The sequence below is a fragment of the Paenibacillus sp. S-38 genome, from assembly GCF_049942825.1.
Classification (GTDB): Bacteria; Bacillota; Bacilli; order Paenibacillales; family NBRC-103111; genus Paenibacillus_G.
On record NZ_CP187970.1, the window covers coordinates 3912770 to 3933644 of the forward strand.

At 57.7% G+C, this 20875-nt stretch carries 7 protein-coding genes; 1 reads left to right on the top strand and 6 read right to left on the bottom strand.

What is annotated here, in order from left to right; translation table 11 throughout:
* Window positions 1-10: 10 nt before the first annotated feature.
* The 5 genes from ACP26L_RS17950 to ACP26L_RS17970 all read right to left on the bottom strand — a co-directional run bounded on the left by ACP26L_RS17950 (window position 11) and on the right by ACP26L_RS17970 (window position 7046).
* Window positions 11-1615: a response regulator transcription factor gene (locus ACP26L_RS17950; RefSeq protein WP_426454569.1), complete on the bottom strand. Its 1605-nt coding sequence runs from the start codon at window positions 1613-1615 to the stop codon at window positions 11-13.
* Window positions 1608-3365, bottom strand: a complete 1758-nt coding sequence (locus ACP26L_RS17955; RefSeq protein WP_426454571.1) for a histidine kinase — start codon at window positions 3363-3365, stop codon at window positions 1608-1610. Before ACP26L_RS17955 ends, ACP26L_RS17950 begins: the two co-directional genes overlap by 8 nt.
* A gap of 68 nt (window positions 3366-3433) precedes the next feature.
* Window positions 3434-4348 carry a carbohydrate ABC transporter permease gene (locus ACP26L_RS17960; RefSeq protein ID WP_426454573.1) on the bottom strand — a complete coding sequence of 305 codons (915 nt, stop codon included), beginning with the start codon at window positions 4346-4348 and terminating at the stop codon, window positions 3434-3436.
* A gap of 15 nt (window positions 4349-4363) precedes the next feature.
* Window positions 4364-5224: an ABC transporter permease gene (locus tag ACP26L_RS17965; protein WP_426454990.1), complete on the bottom strand. Its 861-nt coding sequence runs from the start codon at window positions 5222-5224 to the stop codon at window positions 4364-4366.
* A gap of 112 nt (window positions 5225-5336) precedes the next feature.
* On the bottom strand, window positions 5337-7046 hold the full coding sequence (locus ACP26L_RS17970; RefSeq protein ID WP_426454575.1) for an extracellular solute-binding protein: 1710 nt from the start codon (window positions 7044-7046) through the stop codon (window positions 5337-5339).
* Window positions 7047-7473: 427 nt separating this feature from the next.
* Here ACP26L_RS17970 and ACP26L_RS17975 point away from each other — a divergent pair, with 427 nt between their 5' ends.
* On the top strand, window positions 7474-8514 hold the full coding sequence (locus tag ACP26L_RS17975) for a hypothetical protein (RefSeq protein WP_426454576.1): 1041 nt from the start codon (window positions 7474-7476) through the stop codon (window positions 8512-8514).
* A gap of 152 nt (window positions 8515-8666) precedes the next feature.
* Here the strand turns inward: ACP26L_RS17975 and ACP26L_RS17980 are convergent, their stop codons facing one another.
* A complete protein-coding gene (locus ACP26L_RS17980; protein WP_426454578.1) occupies window positions 8667-20777 on the bottom strand; it encodes an amino acid adenylation domain-containing protein in 12111 nt (4036 codons plus the stop codon).
* Window positions 20778-20875 lie beyond the last annotated feature (98 nt).

Sequence of the window (20875 nt, forward strand, 5' to 3'; positions counted from 1 at the left end):
CTCGCAATCTTCAAGTACGTACCCCTTCGCGATAATCCTGAGGCGTTAAGCCGGTCCATTTCTTAAAAAATCGGGTGAAGGAATGTGCCGCTTCATAACCGATCTTCGCTCCCACTTCCGCAATTTTCAGCTCGCCTGACCGCAGCATCTCTTTCGCCGCCGCCAGTCTCGTTTCCTCAATATATTCGGATAAGTTCATACCTCGCTCCAGCTTAAACAATCGGGACAGATACGAGGGGTTAAAATGGATCACTTCCGCCAAACGAACAAGGGAAAGATCCTCGCTGATATGTTCCCCGATGTAGGCGCATATTTTATCGATCGCTGCGGACGCCCGGTTCTGCTCTCCATGCTGCCTTGCCGAAAAGATCGCTTCCGCTGCACCCCGCAAGTGCGTGAAACGCTCGGTCCAGGTCGGATAGAGCTCCGCCTGCATGAGCACGTCCGCACCAATCTTCTCACGCAGCTCCCAACGATTCACATGCGAAAGCAGAATTAGCGCGATCGTATAATACAGCTCTGTTACGTATGCGGCCCGGGCTCTTCCCGTACGGACCGGCTCTGCAAGCTCATCAAATAATTCAAGGAATTCCTCTTTCCTGCCGCTTTCCAAGTGCACCGTTAATGCCTCGGCTTTATCCCGCGGAGTGCGTTCCCGGAGATCAGGAATGGGATCGGCTGCGAACAAATCCACCCTCTGAATCATACGCGTCCCGTCGCCCGCCCGGTAATGCTGCTGTTCTCTCAATTTCTCATATACGGAAGGGATCCGATCCCAGTTCGCAGGCTCGCCCGCGAGGGCCACCGCTACGGTCATCTGCAATGAATCCAGGCAGGATTGCAGAATGAGCTCGAACATTCCCTCCAGGAAACGGACGGTCTCTTCGTGAGTCCGGGAAGATGACGGCTGTACAAGCCAAACCAAGTCGTCGTACCGATCAATAAACCCGACGCTCGCTGCCTGCCCGGCGAAGAACGTATCGGACAGCATCTTAACGGCGAGCGCCCGCTCCTGTCTGTAAGTACGAGAGGATTTCCCGCCCGAGTGCGTCAAGGAACCTAGTGCGACGATCACAGGCGCCTCCGGATTCAGCCGAATGTTCAGCCTCCGGAAGTCTTCCGCTACGGACTCGTTGCCCGGAGCGTCGTACAGGAAGTTTCGGAAATAGTTGCTTTGCGCCAAAGTCTCGATGGTATCGGATTGCGTTCTGGACTGCTGAAGAAGACTGAGGATCCGCAGTTCGTCCTCAACTTCCTTGATCGACTCTTTTACCGCCTCAATGACCTTCGGGTACCCTTCGCTCTTCAGCATATATTTCACGCCCGGGTGCTGGATGGCCTGGTACACGTACTCGAAGTCGTTATAACCGGTAAGAAAGACCACTTTACAGCGCGGCCAGCTTTGCCGGATCACCTCCATGAGCGCCAAACCGTCCATCCCCGGCATCGAAATGTCGGACAAAACGATGTCGAAGCGGGTCCGCTGCAGCCATTGCAGAGCTTCTTGCCCCGAGTACGCTTTATACATATCCAGCTCGAGACCTAGAGTGCTGAAAATATCGAACAAACCATCTGTGATAATTTGCTCGTCGTCGACGATCAGTAACCTATACATCCACTTCTCCCCTTCTTCTCGGCAGACGGAGTGTTGCCTGGAGACCTCCAAGAGCACTGCGGGACACCTGCAATCCGCCGTTGCTGCCGAACGTCATGCGGACCCTGCGGTGAATGTTCATCATGCCGGTCGTCTCGGCCCTGTCGTCCCGATCGTGTAAAGCATGCGAGATCAGGGCCAGCTTTTCTTCCGTAAGCCCGTCACCGTTATCCTCTACGATAACCCGAACTTCCTCTTCGTCCGTCTCGAAGCGTACGATGATGAGGCCGTCCTGTACTTTGCGCTCCAAGCTGTGCTCAAATGCATTCTCTATGATCGGCTGCACGATCAGTCTCGGGACCATCAGCATTTCGAACTCCTCCGGCAGCGGTTCGAAGCGAACTCCGATTCTTCGGGAGAACCGAAGGTCTTGAATTTCCGTATACATGCGCGCATGGCGAATCTCCTGCGTCAAGGTAATTTCATCCGATGCGCTGCGCGTCACAAATTGAAAGTAGCTTCCCAGCAGCAGGGTGAATTGTTCGACCCGCTCCACATCGCCTGTCTTCGCCATGGTGCTCAGGATAAAGAAGCTGTTATACAAGAAGTGCGGATTAATCTGAGATTGCAGTTGTTTGAGTTCGGCGCGCTGAGCCAAGATTTTCTGTTTGTATGCTTGATCGATCAGCGAACGTAAATTCGCCACCATCTGGTTGAACCGATCATACAGGTATCCGAACTCGTCTTTCGACCCGCGTTCGAGGAAAATATCCAAATCGCCGCTTTCCATCCGGCGGAAGCTTTTGACGAGCGTCAGAAGAGGTCTGTGGATGAACTTGTATGTAGACAACGCGTACACGGCGATCATCGACAGCGCAAGAATCGAGAAGAGCCATGCCCAGGTATAGAACCGGTCCATCGGTTCCTGAACGACCCATTCGGGAATTAAGCGATACAGGGTGAAATCCAGCTTCGGGGAGCCTGCACGGACAAGGTAGTACCTCTCTCCCGAGAGGGTAACGGTTTGCGAATCGGATAATGGGGCCTCTTCGGCTTGGCGTAAGAACGCGGGGAAATCCTGCAGCGCGACCGCCCCCGTACCGCTTGTCAGCACGACCCCGCTGCGCCCGGGCAGCAGCAGCGTCCCGCTGCCGTCATACGTGTCGAATTGGTGGAGCGCTCCCTGCAATTTCTGATTGTCGAGCTCGATCTCCACCGTGAACAGCGGTTCCCGGCCTCTCGTTCCGCTTTGCTTGGCTGCGCTGAGAAATAAACTCCCGTTCCACTCGACAACCTGAGAGCCCCGGCCGAATTCAGAGCGGATACCGTAATAGCGCTGCGCATCGAACGGCAGCGCACCATTCAACGCCGACACCGACCGTCCGATCGTCGCGATATGCACGCTTACATTTTTGATATACATGCTGCTGTTTTGGATCGTAAACAACCGCTGCACGAGAGAGTTGATATGCTCCATCCGGTCGATCGTACCCAGCGTCTGCCACGTCAAGGCCAATGTGTTCAGATTCTCATCCTCGAGCAGACTGTACTGCAGCAGCTTCATGCGTTCGATTTGATTCTCGAGATCGGTTAGATAGAATTCGATCTGTGAACCCGCCGTCTTCGAAATATCCTCGCGGGCTGTGTCTACCAGCCAGTTGTACAGGTAAACACCGAGCGACAGTACGGGCAGCAAAATGAGAAGAAACGTAACGATCAAGCGGAGAAATATCGTATTCCGCAGCGAGAAGACTTGATGGTTGAACAACATCTCAGCCCCCGAAGTTTTCCTACATTATAGCTTGGAATCAACGAACTTGTCTGTCTCAACTTCCCGCACTATCCCTTCACGCTGCCCAGCACAATGCCTTTGACAAAATATTTTTGGAGAAACGGGTACGCCAAGATAATCGGCAGGGAGCCTAAGAAAATCTGCGATGCCTTCAAGGTCCGGTCGGAAATCAGCGCCAGGTTCAGCATATCGTCTCGGGACATATTGGACAAATTCTGTTGAATGACGATCGTCTGGATATAACTTTGCAGGGGATAGTTGGCCGGGTTGCCCATCATGAGCAGCCCGTCGAACCAGCTGTTCCAATGCTCGACCATCGAGAAAAGTGCAAGCGTTGCGAGCGCCGGCTTCGAGATCGGCACATAGATACGCCACAGCGTGGTCCAGTGGCTCGCGCCGTCGATGAGAGCGGCTTCTTCCAACTCCTTCGGCACTTCTCTGAAGAAGTTTAACAGGAGGACGACACTGAACACGGGGACGGCCGTGGGCAGAACCAGCGCCCAGATCGTATCGAGCAAGCCGAGCTCTTTGACCGTGATGTACCAGGGAATCAACCCGCCGTTGAACAGCATAGTGAGAAAGAAGGTCCACGCATACACCGGCCGGAATCTAAGGGCATCCGACTCTTTGGACAGCGGGTAAGCGACCATAATCGTTAACAACAAATTCAGTGGTGTGCCGATCGCAATCCGCTTTAGGGACACGACCATGGATTGCCAAAATTCGGACCGGCTTGCCGCATACTCGTAAGACGCCAGCGTAAAATCAACCGGCCATAGCTTGACATATCCGGCAGACGCTGCGGCACTCGAACTGAAGGACACGGCGATAATATGAATCAGGGGCAGGATGCATAATAAGGCTACAAGAATCAGAAACGTTGTATTTACGACAGGGAACCATTCAAACCGCCGCCCCCGCAGAGCCGGGTTCAACCCCCTTTGGACCGTTGTTCGCTCCACTGCTCCCCCTCCTCTCTAGAAAATGCGGTATTTCGCAAATTTGTAGGCAAAGAAATAAGAAGTTGAAATCAGGATCAACGAGACTACCGACTTGAAGAATCCAACCGCCGTCGCAACACCGTACTGCGCGTCCAGTAGGCCGATCCGGTAGACGAACGTATCGAGGATATCTCCGCTCTCGTATACCTGGGGGCTGTACAGGTTGAACACTTGATCGAATCCTGCGTTCAGCAGCTGCCCGAGGCTCAGCACCGAGAGCAGGACAATGACCATTCGCATCCCCGGAAGGGTGATATGCCAGATTTTGTGCCAGCGGTTCGCACCGTCGATCGTAGCCGCTTCATACAACCCTGGATCGATATTCGTGATGGCCGCCAAATAGACGATCGTACCGTAACCGAAGTTTTTCCAAACATCGGAGACGATGAGCGTGCCCGGAAACCAGTGGTTATCGCCGAGGAAAAACACTTCCGGAAGTCCAATCGCTTTCAGGAAGCTGTTCATAATCCCGCCCGAAGGCGATAAAATATCGATCAGAATGCCTCCAAGGACAACCCAGGACAGGAAATACGGCAGGTAAATCGTCGTTTGTACTGATCGCTTCACGAATTCATTCTTCAATTCGTTGAGCAGCACCGCAAAGACGATCGGGACGATCAAGCCGAGAATCAGCTTCAGGCTTGCGATAAACAACGTGTTCCATAACACCTGCCCGAAGTTCGGCAAGCTCGAGACGTACTCAAAATTGTCCCATCCGATCCACTTCTGATTCCCGAACAGCCCTTTGGCGGGAATAAACTTCTGAAACGCGATCATAATCCCGGCCATCGGAATGTACGAGAAGATCACGATGAACAGCAAACCCGGCAAAAGCATGAAATGCAGCGGCAGCTCTCTCCTTATTTTTACACCCAACCCAATCCCTCCGTCCTCTACAAGTAATGGCAGCAGAGGACCAAAGAGCCGTTCCAGCCCCTGCCTGGCGCCATTACTTCTTCGATGCGTACCATTCGTTGACTTCCTGCGTAATCTGATCGCCGCCAAGCTGCTTCCAGTCTTTGACGAATTTATCGAACGTTTCGATCGGTTCACCAAGAATAATGTTCACGAACACTTGGTTCTGCAGCTTCTTGAGCGTCGCATCCCTTTCGACCATCGTTGGCGTCGGGGCACCTACGAACTTCTCCATCAGGAATTGTTTATTCTTGTCGTACTGGTCCACGACGCCCATGGAGCCCTGATTACCGTAGATCCGCTCCCAGCCCCACAGCCCAAAGCCTTCCTTAGAGCCCGACGCGAACATGTCCAGCTTCTCCTGAATCGTCTTCGCCTCGCCCTTCAATGCCGACTTATCGCCGGCTTTGCGTGCCGCATCGATCGCGCGGAACGCTTCCACGTTCTTCTTCAGCGGATACGGCGTCACCGGCGACAACTGCCATACGCTTTCCGCTTCCGGCGGCGCGAAGTATGTATTGAATTCTTCCGTCTCGCCCCAGTTTTTCTCGAGATGCATGTTGAACAGCTTCACGAGCGCCTCGGGATGCTTGGCACCTTTCTTCACGGCCCAGAACCGGGTCGTGCTGAATTTAAGCGGCACCTTCGGCGTTTCCCCGGATTCCGAGACGATCGGGAACGCCTGCCATTGGGCCTTCGGATCGTTGTCCCGGTTCAGCTGGAGCGGCCAGATCGAGTTCCACTGCTCGCCGTATTCCATGCCGATCTTGCCGGCGGAAATTTGCTCCGATACTTTGCCTCCGTCCTTGATGCCGAACTCCTTGTCGATCTCTCCGTTCTTGGCCATGGTTTGCAGTGCCTGCAGCGCCTTCCGGACTTCCGGCTGGATGCCGCCGAACTCCAGCTTGCCGGAGCTGTTCTCGATCCAGATGTTCGGGTAGGCCTTGTAACCGGCCATGAAGCCCTCCAGTCCCATCGCCCCGCCCCATAGATCTTTGGTAACACCAAGTCCGAACGAATCCTTCTGCCCGTTGCCGTCGGGGTCCTTCTCCGCGAACGCTTTCGAAATCGCCAGCACGTCTGCCGTCGTCTTCGGCGGCTGCAAGCCGAGCTTCTCGAGCCAATCCGTACGAATCCAGATGAACATCGCCCGCTCGATCGAAGATTCGACCTGAGGAATCGCCATGAGCTTTCCGTCCAGCGTTACGGCATCGAACGGACTGGAGCCTTCCTGCTTCAACACCTCTTTGGTCATCGGAGAAGCGTATTTTTCGTAAATGGCCTCCACATCTTCGATCTGGTCGGAATCTGCCAGTTGTTTCAGCTGCGTTGCATTGACGGGTATAAAGTCCGGCAAATCGCCCGATGCCAGCGTTACGTTGATTTTCTGCAAGTATTGATCCGAAGTTGGACTGCCCTTCACGATCCAGTCATATTTCATTTTGATGCCAAGCTCTTTTTCATAGAGACGGGACCAACGGTTATCCTCCAGCGTTTCGTTCTTCAATACACCGAGTACGTTGTTCTCCACCACGTCACTAAGGTCCCGAACGAACGACACTTCAATCGGAGGTTCGTATTTGCCGAACGGTCCGTCGTTCGCAACCGCCTTCCCGCCGTCTCCGCCGCTGTTTTCATCTGCCGTAGATCCGTCCCCGCCCGTGCAGCCCGAGAGCACCAACGAAGTGAACAGCATGACGGAAAGTCCGCGCCGCAGCCTTGTCGAAGTCGATGTTTTGTTCATAGGTTATCCCCCTTTTTCGTTTCCTTCATTTGGTTACGATTTCATTATGAAGTCAAACAGCGGATGGAACAACGTACATGTCTTTACTTGCTTACCCGATGTTTACAAAAATGTAAGCGTTACAAAATAAACAGCTTCGCCGTCCCTTATGCAGCCCTTAATGAATATAGGTTCTGGTCCTGCGACACCAGCCGACTCGGAGTTCCGGTTGAGCTGCGCCGGATTGTTTACTTTCATCAGTTGCCGCTTGTATAATTAGAGTGTTGGGCTGGCATAATTTAGGCCCAGCTTCTTCCCGCCTCCCTAGATCCCTCCCGCTTTCGATAATTTCCAGTGATCTCCGGCTCATGGTACAATTCAACCTCCATTTCACTCTTAAGATAATCTTCAGTCGTTATCATCTCAATCCATTCAGAGGAGAATTCCAATGAAAATGCATGTCAGCTTACCCGTGGAACCGCCGATCATCACCTCGTGGAGCAACCAATCGCATGTTTTTTCCATTGCCCAGCGGCATCCCGGCTGCAAGCCCTGGATCTATTCCCATTACATCCAAACCGAACTGATTACGGGATTGAGCGGAAAAGACACCCTTCTTAACTACTCCCACATCACCACCCCCCAAGAGGACTGCCCCTGGATCGAAATTAGCCGCACGAACGTACAGCAAATCCAAGAATCAGAGGGTGACCTGGTTTCGTTTTTCAAGGAAAGTTTGCTCAATGGCTATTATATCTACGCCTTTGTGGATATGTACTATATTCCTGCTTACCCGTTCTATCAGCTGAGACATGCTCAGCATGATTCGTTACTCCTCGGATTTAACGAGGAACAGGAACGATTTTACATGGCCGATTTTCATAAACATGCGGACGGCGCCAACCGGTACGGGATCTTCGAAGTTTCTTACGCCCAGTTAACGGATTCCATCCTTCATCTTAAGGAGGAGCTCAATCCATTGAAGGGCATCGAGCTGTTCCGCTACAGAACCGACGTTTCCTATGCCTTTGATACGGAGAGGGTCAAGCAGTCCCTATCCGATTATTTGGAGTCCACCTATACCCCCCGCCGGGAACCGACCTGGCTGTCCACTCCGGTTCTAGCCTATGGGATCGCATGCTATGACCATTTGATCCAGCATATCGAGGAGATCCGGACGGACAGCGGCATCAGAGACTTCCGTTTCTTTCATGTGATGGGCGACCATAAGCTTCTGATGGTTCAAAGACTCCAGTATATGCATGAGATCGGCTTGATTCGTGCCGAGCGGGCTGAGGCGTATGAGGAAATCCTTCAGGACGCTTCCATTCTGAGAAACCTGCTCCTGAAATTCGGCTTAACCGAAAACATCCGTCTGCTGGATCGAATTAGTCTTCTTCTCCGCAAGATTGCGGAATGCGAGAAGAACATTCTGGGAGAGGTGCTGGAAGATTTGAAGACCCTCACCCCCGCATCCGTTCAGGCGTAATCCGAGAGTGGATCCGGCACGATCGCCGGGCATGTACGAGTGCCGTATGGACTCAGAGCTCAGTCGGTCTATCGGTACGCTGCGCAAAAAAGACTATTCCCTCCGTCACATGCTGACGTTAGAGAATAGTCTTTTTTGACTGTTCATTCCGCTTACTTCGTGCCCGGAGTCACCGAAATCCGGCCTTCCACGTAGTCCGCCACATCGGCGATAGTCATGAATTTGCCTGGAATCATATCCTCATCGGGAAATTCGAAATCGAATTCCTCTTCCATCGCCACAATGGCCCGCATATAGCTCAAGGAATTCACGCCCATGTCCGCCAAGTGATCCAGCATGCCCACTTTGGAAATCCCTAGAAGCTCTTGCCAAATGGCAGCTACCCTGATCTCGATCGGGCTTTCCGGTGCTTGATACTCCAGCATCGAAACGCCAAGGTCCGGGAGAGGCAGCGCCCTGCGGTCCACTTTTCCGTTCGCATTCAGCGGCATGCTCTCCAGCCGGACCACGTAGGCAGGCAGCATGTAGGATGGCAGCATCCGCGACAGCGCTGTCCGTATTTCGCCTGCACTATACGCAAGCTCTCCCGTATAGTAAGCGCACAGCTGGTTCTGTCCCGACGGGTCGGGCCGGGCCATCACAACGGCTTCCCTGATGCCTTCCAGCGCCGCCAGCTGCGCTTCAATCTCACCCGGCTCGATCCGGTACCCCCGGATTTTCACCTGGTGGTCGATGCGTCCTGCATACGCGATACTGCCATCCGGCAGCCACTTCGCCAGATCGCCTGTCCGGTACATCCGCTCTCCCGGCAGGAAAGGATTCTCCACGAACTTCTCCGCCGTCAGCTCCGGACGCCGCCAATAGCCCCGGGCCAGCCCGTCCCCTGCGATGCACAGCTCCCCGGTCACGCCGACCGGCCGCAGCTGGACTCCGGACGGGTCCACAATATACACCTGCGTGTTCATGATCGGCTTGCCGATGCCAACCTCCCGGCCGCTCTCGCTGAGCTCCGTCATCGTGGACCAGACCGTCGTTTCTGTCGGGCCGTACAAGTTGTACAGCTTCGCCTGCGTATGGCTTCGGATCTGCTCCGGCAAACCCGCCGGCATCGCTTCGCCTCCGAGGAGGATCTGCTTCACCCCGGCCCATCCCCTCCCGCGGCCTGCACCCAGCAGCAGCCCCATCCGGGACGGGGTGGTCTGCATGAGCTCCACGCGCTCCTTCTCCATGAGCTGGAGCAGCCTCTGCGGTTCATTCTGCTCCTCCTCCGTCGCCAGAACCACCACACCCCCGGCGGTGAGCGTCAGGAGACACTCCAGAACGAAGATGTCGAAGCCATACGTGGTGACCGCCAGGACCCGCTGGCCTTCATAGAAGCCGATCTGCCGCTTCATCCCCTGGATCAAGTTATGCACGCTCCGGTGCTCCAGCATAACTCCCTTAGGCTTCCCGGTGGAACCCGAGGTGTAGATGACGTAGGCCAGGTGGCCGCTGTGATTGATCTGCGCCGGATTGCCGGCATCATCCTGCTGCAGCCCAGCTCCCGCCATATCACAAACCTCGATATCCCCCGGAACGAGCTCGCGCACAGGAGCGGATGCTACCACCAGCCGGACCTCGCTGTCCTCCAGGATCGCTTCGATTCTTTCTTCCGGAAAAGCGGGATCGATCGGGCAATAGGCTCCCCCGGCTTTCAGCACGGCCAGCATAGCGGCGGGCATGTTCACCGACCGCTCCATCAATAAGCCTACGATCTGATCGGGCTGCACTCCCCTGCCGCGCAGGAGATGCGCCAGCCGGTTCGCCCTTGCGTTCAGCTCCCGGTAGGTCAGCCGCTCCCCGCCGCACACGACAGCCAGGCTCTCCGGCGTCCGCTTCGCCTGCTCCTCGAACTGTTCGTGGACGGTTTTCTCCCGGTCATAGTCTGCTGCCGTGCAGTTGAACTGCTCCAGCAGGCGCCTGCGCTCTACTTCCGTGATCAATTCCAGAGAAGACAGCGTGCGCTGCGGATCTTCGAGCAGCAGATCGATCACCCGGAGCCAGTGTCCAGCCATTCGCTCCGCCGTCTCCCGCTTGAACAGCGCCGTGGCATATTCCAGCGTGAACCGGAGACCCTCGGCCGACTCTTCCACGTTCAAAGTCAAATCGAATTTGGCGGCCACGAATTCCTGAGGATAAGGGGATAGCCGGACTCCCTCGATGGCCAGCTCTTGGTGCCCCATATTGTTCATAATGAACATCGTGTCGAACAGCGGATTGCGGCTCAGGTCCCTCGGAAGAGCAAGTCTCTCCACAAGCTCCTCGAAAGGATACTCCTGGTGCTCGTACGCTTGCAGCAGCCCGATCTTGACTTCCTCCAAATAAGCCTCGAACGTCTTGTCCGCCGCCGGATATTGGCGAAGCGCCAACGTACCGACGAACATCCCGACCAGGGGCTCCAGCTCCTCCTGCAGCCTACTGGCCACCGGCGTACCTACGACGATCTCCCCGCTGCCGGTGTATTTGCCAAGCCATGCGGTATAAGCGGCAAGCAGCACCATATACAGCGTGGTGCCCGTGCGGGAGGCCAGCTGCCGGAGCGCTTCGCTCCGGTCTCCTCCCAGCGTGAATCTCACCGCGGCTCCTTCATAGCTGCGTACCGGCGGTCTGGCATAGTCAGCCGGCAGCTCGAGCACCGGAAGCTCGCCGCGGAACACCTCCAGCCAGTAGGCTTCCTGCTTCATCAACCGCTCGCTGGCCGCCTCCCTCTGCTGCCATACCGCATAGTCCTTATACTGGAGGGCCAGCGGCTGCAGCGTCTCGCCTTCGTACAGCCTCGTAAATTCATAGGCGAGGTTGATCATGGATATGCCATCCGACACGATATGATGAATATCGAACAGCAGCAGATGGCGCTGCGGCTCCAGCTCGACGAGACCCGCCCGCATGAGCGGTGCCTGCTTCAGGTTGAAGGGGCGCATGAATCCCTGGATATACGCGGGCGCTTCTTCCTCATTCAGCCGGACCGTTTCCACATCAAAGGCTGTCTCTTCCCGTATCCGCTGAATCATCTCTCCATTCTTCATCTCGAAGCCGGTCCGCAGCGTTTCATGACGGGCGATCAGCCTGCGGAAGGCTTCCTGCACCCGGCTGGGGTCCAGGGGGCCATCCAGCTGAAGCACCACCGGCGTATTGTAGCTCATCTCCCCTCCTTCCAGAGTGCTGACGAGGTAGATCCGCTTCTGTGCCGAGGAAAGGGGATAAACTTCCCTCTCGGGTGCCTTCGAGATCAGGGACAGGCCCGCAGGCTGCCCAGCCGCTTCAGCCTCCTTGGCTCGGATGAGCTTCGCCAGCTCCCGGACCGTCGGAGACTGGAACACCTCCTGCAAGGGGACTTCCACCTTAAAATGGTTACGTATACGGGCAGTCAGCCTCGTGACGCTCAGCGAATCCCCGCCCCGCTCGAAGAAGGATTCATTCACCCCGATGCTTCCCTGCCCGAGGGTGTCCTCCCACAAGTCGGCCAGCCCCTGTTCCGTTGCGTCAGCCGGGGCTTCCGCTTCGGACGGATGGGCCTGCCCCAGAGCCGGCTCCGGCAGCGCCTTGCGGTCTACCTTGCCGTTCGCGTTCAGCGGCAGTCCATCCAGGAACACATAAGCTCCCGGCACCATGTAGGACGGCAGCTCCGCCGCGAGATACTCCCGGACCGCAGCCACGGTCAACCCGCCCGACGGGACGATGTAAGCGCACAAGTACCGCTGCTCCCGTCCATCCAGCCGGTCCATCACCACCGCTTCGCGGATCCCCGGGTGCCGGGCCAGCCGGCTGTCGATCTCGCCCAGCTCCACCCGGTAGCCGCGGATCTTCACCTGATGGTCCTTGCGGCCCAGGAACTCCATGTTCCCGTCCGGCAGCAGCCTCCCGAGGTCCCCGGTCTTGTACATCCGCCCCCCTCCAGGCAGGAACGGGTCCGGGAGGAACGCCGCCGAGGTCTTCGCCTCGTCGTTCATATAGCCGCGGGCCACGCCCACGCCGCCGATATACAGCTCGCCGACCACGCCCCACGGCACGGGCTCCCGGTCGTCGTCCAGAATGTAGAAGGCGTTGCCCCCGATCGGCCGGCCGTACGGGACGCTGCTCCGGTCGGCACTGACCTCCAGGACCGGATAGTAATTCGACCATACGGTCGCCTCGGTCGCTCCCCCCAGCGAGATCACTTCCGCCTGCGGGAACAGCTGCCGGATCCGCCCGGGCAGCGTCACCGGAATCCAGTCGCCGCTCATGAAGACCAGGCGCAATCCCGCCGGAAGCGAAGCCGCTGCCGGACCTTCTTCCAGATGATGAATAAAATGGTTCATCGTCGTCGGCACCGAATCCCAGAACGTGACCTCCTCGGCTTCCATCAGCCTCAGCAGCGCGCCCGGATCCAGCACCTCCTCGCGTTCCGCCACGACAACGGTTCCCCCGGCCGCGAGCATCCCGAAAATATCGTAGACGGACAAGTCGAAGCACATCGAGGTGATGAACAGCAGGCGGTCTTCCCCGCCGACCGCAAACCGCCGGTTGACCCAGGAGACCAGGTTGACGGCGCTGCGGTGCTCGATCATCACGCCCTTCGGCGTGCCTGTGGAGCCGGAGGTATAGATGATATAGGCCAGCTCCCCGCTGTCCTTCGCAAGCATCAGCGGCTCGGGACTTTCCCCGGCGATCCCCTCATCGTGCATGAGGATGACTCGTTCATGCGTCAGATCCGGGTAAGCGCGGTCGGCCAGCACCGCTGCCGCTTCCGCGTTCTGCAGAATGTACGCCTTGCGGCCCGGCGGGTACTCCGGGTCCACCGGCACGTAAGCCGCTCCCGCCTTGAGGATGGCGAGCATCCCGGTGATCATGCCGGCTCCGCGCCCGGCCACCAGGGCCACATGATCCCCGCTGCGCACGCCTTGCCGCGCCAAATGCCGCGCCAGCCGGTTCGCCTCCGCCTCCAGCCGCGCATAGGTCAGCGTCCGGCCTCCATGCCGGACCGCCGCATGGTCCGGCGTTCTCGCCGCCTGCTCCTCGAACAGCCTGTGCAGCGTCTTGCCCTCCGTGCAGGCAGCCGCAAGCTCGTACACCGGAGCATTCCATTCGCGGAGCGCTGCTCTTGCTTCGTCCGGTAGGAATGTCCGGCTGTCCAGTGCGGAGCGGTCTCCGCTGCACAGTTCCTCCAGAATACGGACATAGAGGGCGAACACCAATTCCATGTCACGTTCATAGAAGTAGTTCGGGGCGTACTTGATTTGGACACTCATCCGGCTCCCCGCCCGGTGCACCTCGACATCCAGCAGCGTGTTGGTCATTTCGGCGTTGTGCAGCTCAAGCCCGCCGGCTTGTTCCGGACGAATGCCGCTCCCCTCTTTACCGTAATCCAGGATATGGAAGTCCGTATAGTTGAATAACGTATCGAATATCGGATTGAGTGACGGATCGGAACGCTCGCCGATCATTCGGGCGATATCGCCCAGGAACACTTCCTCGGACTTCATCCGGTAGACCGTATCCGCGACTCTCCGCAGCAGCCCCTTCTTGTCTTCCTGCTTGCCGACCTGCAGCCGCATCGGCACCGTGTTCAGGAAGCAGCCGAGAATCCGGTCCCCGTCCTCTACCGCAGGGCGATCGTGCGAGACCACTCCCGTTACGATGTCCTCCTCTGCGGTCACGATGCGCAGCAGGTACAGATGTGCGCTTAGGCAAAGGTCTCTTAAGGTGATTCCGTATGTTCGCGCTGCCGCCTCCAGCCTGCTCGCCAACAGAGGAGACAAAGCTCTCTTGATGATGGCGCTGGATGCGGTGCCCGCCATGGGCTTGCGGGCGATATTAAACGGCAGCTTGCCCCGTGTATAGCCCTTCAGGAATTCCCTCCACCATTCCCCCGTCATCTCATCCGCCTGCCTGAACGCATTCAGCGCCACATATTGTTTGTACGAGCTGCGGAGCGGGGCCCGCTCTGATGGTACGGATCCGCTTCCTGCCGCAAGCTCCGCGTACAGCTCCATGAATTCCTGCTGGAACACCGCTACACTCCATCCGTCGAGAGCCGCATGATGGAACGATAAAAGAATGACGGTCTCCTCATCGCCCAGCCGGAACAGCCGGAGCCGCCACAACAAACCGCGGTCTTGTACATATTTATCGCGCAGATCCGCCCCCCTGCATGCTTCGATATGGACCTTCTGCGCATCGACCGATAGATGCCGGATGTCCTCCAAGACCGCATCCGGCTCGATCTGCTTGTAGACCAGCTGGACCGGCTCCTTGAAGTTCACCGTATCGACAACCGTCCTGAGAACGGCATGCCGGACCATCAGCCTGCGTACCGTTTTGAGGAAGATCTCGCTGCTCATAGGACTCAGCCGGACGGCAAAGAAGAATTGATCATGATAGATCGGCTGATCGGGCTTCATCAGCGAGTAGTACACCATGCTCTGCTGGATCTTGCTCAGCGGGTAGAAGTCTTCCAGCTCCTGAGAAGCATACGTCTGGAACGCCGCGGTGCCGCGCAGGGTCTCCTGGAACGCTTCGATCAGGCGCAGGCCGCTCTCCAGCTCTTCGGATTGGCGTTTCGTGCCTGCCTCATCCAAATAACGGGCATACTCGCGGATCGTGCGGTGCGTATACAGGTCTTTCAGCTGGACCGGAATCTCCAGCTCCCGTTGAATTCGGCTGGCCAGCCGAAGCAGGGTAATGGAATCTCCGCCGGAGAGGAAGAAATCATCGGTTGCCCCTACCTTTTCCTTGCCGAGGATTCCACTCCAAAGGTGTGCCAGCTGCTCTTCCCTCCCCAGGGCAGGAGCCGTGAAGGTTCCCGTGCCGTCGCTCTCCATGTCCGGCGCCGGCAGCGCCCTCCGGTCCAGTTTGCCGTTCGGCGTCAGCGGCATCCGCTCCAGCTCTACAAAATAAGAGGGCACCATATACACGGGCAGGCTCTTCGCCAGATGCTCTCTGCACTCGGCAGCAGACAGCTCCCTTCTGGAAACTACATAAGCGCAAAGGGATTTGGCCCCAGACCCCGACCGGTCCATCCGGTCCACTACAACGGCCTCAGCCACATCCGGATGATGCATAAGCGCTCTTTCAATTTCGCCCAATTCGATTCGGTAGCCCCGAATCTTCACCTGGTGATCCATCCGGCCGAGATACTCCACCTGACCATCCGGCAGCCGGCGGGCCACATCGCCGGTGCGGTACATCCGCTCGCCCGGTGTGAACGGATCATCCACGAACTTCTCCGCCGTCAGCTCCGGCTGTCCCACATATCCCCGGGCCAGGCCGGCCCCCGCGATACACAGCTCCCCCGGTGTGCCGATCGGAAGCAGGTTCAGCTTCCCGTCCACCACGTACAGCCGGGTATTGTCGATCGGTGCGCCAATCGGGATGCGTCCCAGTCCCGGAGCACATTCGTATGAACTGACATCCACGGTCGCCTCCGTCGGCCCGTACAGATTCACCAGCTTCACCCGGTCCTCTCCGAACCAGGCGAAGAACCTCTCTACCATAGGACTCGGCAGGGCTTCGCCGCTGGCAAACACCTGCTTAAGACTGGCGGTCTGCGCCGATGCCCCTTCCGCCGCTTCCAGATCTTCCAGGAACGCCCCCAGCATGGAAGGCACGAAGTGCATCGTCGTCACGCCATAGTTCGAGACCGTCTCCCGGATGAGGGTGGGGTCCTTCTCCCCGCCAGGCGTCAGGAGGCACACGCTCGCACCATACCACGACCACCAGAACAATTCCCATACCGATACGTCGAAGGAGATCGGCGTTTTCTGGAGGATGACGTCCTCTCCGCCCAGCCTGTAGCTCTTCTGCATCCAGTGGATCCGGTTGATCACCGAATGATGCTCAATCATGACCCCCTTCGGTCTGCCGGTGGAGCCGGAGGTATAGATCACGTAGGCGAGATCCCCAGGTCCGCTGACGGGTACAGGATTGTCCGCAGGCCGGTTAGCGATCTCTTCATCCCGAAGATCCAGCACGGTGCCGGTGAACCCGGTGGTGGCTGTGATTTCATCCGCCCCTTCGGTCAGCAGCACTCCCGTCCTGCTGTCCTCCAGCATGTAGCGGACCCGCTCTGCCGGATACGCCGGATCGATCGGCAGGTAGGCGCCTCCCGCCTTCAGTATGCCGAAGATGCCGGCCATCATCTCGAAGGAACGATCCGTCCGGATTGCGACAACAGCATCCGGCCCGACGCCATAGTTCCGCAAAGTATGGGCAACCTGATTGGCTCTGGCGTTCAGCTGGGCATAAGTCCATGCCCGGCCTTCGAAGAGTACCGCCACGCGGTCCGGCGTGCGCGCCGCCTGTTCTTCGAACAAGCCGTGGATCGTCTTCTCTGCCGGATAATCCGCCTCCGTGTCGTTGAACTCCTCTAGAAGCTGCCGGCGCTCCCCGGAAGTCATCAGCTCCAGAGAGGACAGCGTTCTGCCCGGATCTTCCAGCAGCATGTCGATCAGCCTTATCCAATGACCCGCCATACGCTCTACCGTCTCCCGTTGGAACAGCGCGGAGGCGTATTCGATCCAGAACCGCAGCCCCTCCTCCGTCTCTTCCGCGTTCATCGTGAGGTCGAATTTCGCTGCCGCGAAATCGTGTGCATAAGGGGATACCTGCAGTCCGTCGATCGCCATCGGGGCCGGGCCCGTATTGTGCAGCACGAACATCGTGTCAAACAGCGGATTACGGCTCAGATCCCGCGGGAGGTCCAGCTGCTCCACCAATCGTTCAAACGGGAACTCCTGATGTTCGTAGGCTCCCAGCAGCCCCTCCTTGACCTCCTGCAGGTACGACTCGAAGCTTTTGTCTCCGGCCGGATACTGCCGCAGCGCCAGCGTGCCCACGAACATGCCGATAAGGGGCTCCAGCTCCGCCTGCAGCCTTCCGGCCACCGGGGTGCCGACGATCACATCTGCCTTTCCGCTGTATTTGCCAAGCCATGCCGTATAGGCTGCGAGCAGCACCATATGCAGGGTTGTCCCTGTGTGCCGGGCAAGCTGTGCCAGCGCTTCGCTTCGTGCCTCCCCCAGCGTAAAGCTCAGGGAAGCCCCTTGGTAGCTCCGTACAAGCGGTCTTGCGTAGTCGGCCGGCAGCTCAAGGACCGGCAGCTCGCCGCTGAATACATCCAGCCAGTACGCCTGCTGTTCCCGGATCCTTCCGCTGTCCGTCTTCTCCTGCTGCCATACGGCATAGTCCTTATACTGGAGAGACAAGGTCGCCAGCGCCTCTCCTTCATACAGCCGTGCGAACTCGTGTGTCAGATTGTTCATGGATACCCCGTCCGAGATCAGATGATGGGTATCGAACAGCAGCAAATGATGATCCGGCCCCAGTTCGACAAGACCTGCCCGCAGCAGCGGCGCCTGATCCAGGTCGAAAGCACGGATGAACCCGCGAATGGCTTCGGCAGCCTCCCGCCCGTCCAGCCGGATCGTTTCGAGCTCGAACGGCACCTCTTCCTCAATCCGCTGGACGATCTCGCCGTCTTTCATTTCAAAGCGGGTCCGAAGCGATTCATGGCGGCGGATCAAGGACCGGAAGGCTTCATAGGCCCGTGTCCGGTCCAAAGGACCGCGGATCTCCAGAGCCCCCGGCATATTGTAGCTCAGCTCGCCGCCATCCAGCTGGCTCAGGAGATAGATCCGCTTCTGCGCAGAGGAGACGGGATAGTTCTCTCTTTCCTCCGCACGCTCAATGCCGACATAATCGGTACGCTTCATCCCGTCTATGGCTTGGGCCATGCTTTCAATGGTCGGTGACCGGAACATTTCCCGAAGCGGCAGTACGACGTTCATTTCTTTGTATATTTTCCCTGCCAATCGCGCCGCCCATAGGGAATGCCCGCCCAGTTCGAAGAAATTGTGCTTCACGCCAATATCCGGAAGCTGCAAGACCTCCCTCCAGATTGCGGCAAGCCTCTCTTCGGTCGGAGTCCGGGGGGCAGCATACTCGGTGGTGCTCTGCACCACTTTCTCCGGCTTCGGCAGCGCCCGGCGGTCCAGCTTGCCGCTTGAAGTCAGCGGCAGCTTCTCCAGCTGTACCATGTAAGCAGGCACCATGTAGGCAGGCAGCTTCCGGGAAAGCTCTTCCCTCCAATCCCGTGCGGCATGCGTCGCCTTCACGACCACATAGGCACACAGGTGCTTGTCCCCCGTCTCGTCCTCCCCGGCGACGACAACGGCTTCCCGCACGCCTTCCAGACGCAGAAGCTGCGCTTCGATCTCCCCCAGCTCGATCCGGTATCCCCGGATCTTCACCTGATGATCGATCCGCCCCATATATTCGATACTGCCGTCCGGCAGCCATCTTGCCAGATCCCCCGTCCGGTACATCTGCTCCCCCTCACGGAAGGGGTTGTCCACGAACTTCTCCGCCGTCAGCTCCGGCCGTCTCCAGTATCCGCGTGCCAGGCAGACTCCGGCTATGCACAGTTCGCCCGCTACGCCTATAGGCTGCAGCTTGGCCGTGCCTTCCTTCACAATATAGAGCTCTGTATTGGCTATCGGTTTGCCGATGGGAATCAGCGGATACGGCCGATCTTGTTCGCAAGGAAAGCAGGCCACCTCCACCGTCGCTTCCGTCGGACCGTAGAGGTTGATCATCGCAGCCCCACGGACCGATCCGATCAAACGCTGGAAGCGGGATACCTGATGCGGAGTGAGAGCTTCCCCGCTGGCGAACACGTACCGCAGACTGCTTAATTTCACAGACACTTCCCCCGGGGGCAGCAGCTCCACATATTCCAGAAACAGCTGAAGCATCGAGGGGACAAAATGAACGGTAGTGACCCCGGAGCTTGCGATCGCCTCCACCAGCTGTCCCGGATCCTTCTCTCCCCCAGGGGGCAGCAGGCTTACCGTAGAACCGGCCATCCCCCACCAGAACAGCTCCGGCACCGATACATCGAAGGTGAATGCGGTTTTGAGCAGGCTGACATCGCCGCTTCCCAGCGGATACTGGCTCTGTCCCCAGAGAATCCGGTTGACCACGGAATGATGCTCGATCATAACCCCCTTCGGGTTCCCGGTGGACCCTGAGGTATACATGACATAAGCGAGATCTCTCGGCCCGGAGGATGGCTCCAAATTGCCTCCATCCCCGATGCTGCACGAAGCGTCATCGATCAGCAGGCACCGGCCTTCGAAGTTCACCCGATCGCTGTCCCGGGCCGTTGTCAGCAGCAGCCCGATACCCGAATCCTCCGCTACGTACCTAATCCGTTCTTGGGGATGGTCCGGGTCGATCGGCACATAAGCGCCGCCGGCCTTCAGGATGGCATAGACCCCAATGACCATCTCCAGCGAACGCTCGGTCATGATCCCTACAAGCTCTCCCGCGCGGACACCGTCCGCCTGCAGCCTTCTCGCCAGGCGGTTCGCCCTCTCGTTCAGCTCCCTGTAGGTCAGCCGCTCGTCCCCGCACAGGACCGCTGCACTGTCCGGCGTCCGCTCCACCTGCTCCTCGAACAGCCTGTGGATCGTCTTCCCGCCCGGATAGCCCGCAGCCGTATCGTTGAACTCGGATAAGATTCTGGATTTCTCTTCCTCCGTGATGAGCACCGTGTCCCCGAGCGCGAGATCCGGCGCGCTGACCAGCGCGCAGAGCATCCCCTGCAGATGCGCGGCCAACCGGAGCATAGCCTCCCGGCTGTACCGCTGCTCATTGTAGGTGAGGTCCAGCACCACCTGCTGATCCCCCTGGTCAAAGAAGAACAGCAGATCGAATGCGGCCTGTTCCCTGAATTCCATCGTATGAAGGGGCTTGAACCCCGCAATCGTGTGGATCAGGGGTTTGCCCTCCGAAGCGGATCGCGTGGTGATCCGCTCGGTATAGTTCCAGAAGGGAATATTCTGATGCTCCATCGCTTCGCTAACGGCTGTCTTGATACCGGAGAACAAGGTCTTGAGGGTGCTTTGATCCGTGACCGTGTTTTTGACAATGACCAGAGAATTGAGGCTCTCCGCCGAATCGTCCGGCTGACGGAAGACCGGAACGCCAAGCAGCAGATTGGATTCATTCGTGTAGTGGTGCAGCAGCCCTTCCACGCCGCACAGCAGAATCATGTACAAGGCTAATGGAGAACCGCCGGCGATTTGCATCATCCGCTTGGAGAGCGCGGCCTCCAGGGTCAGGTTAACCGTATGGAACTGGCTGTCCTGATTTCCGGAAGTCCGGTTATAAGGAAGACACACGATACGGTCCCCGCCGTCTAACTTCTGATTCCAATAGGCGGCTTCTTGATCAAACAGGCTCATAAACATAGGTACGTCCTTTCCATCACATCATGGGATTATGGTAGGGATGCTGCCGGACTTCAGGCATTGGGAAACGAAGCCGCGGGTGAAGATTATAC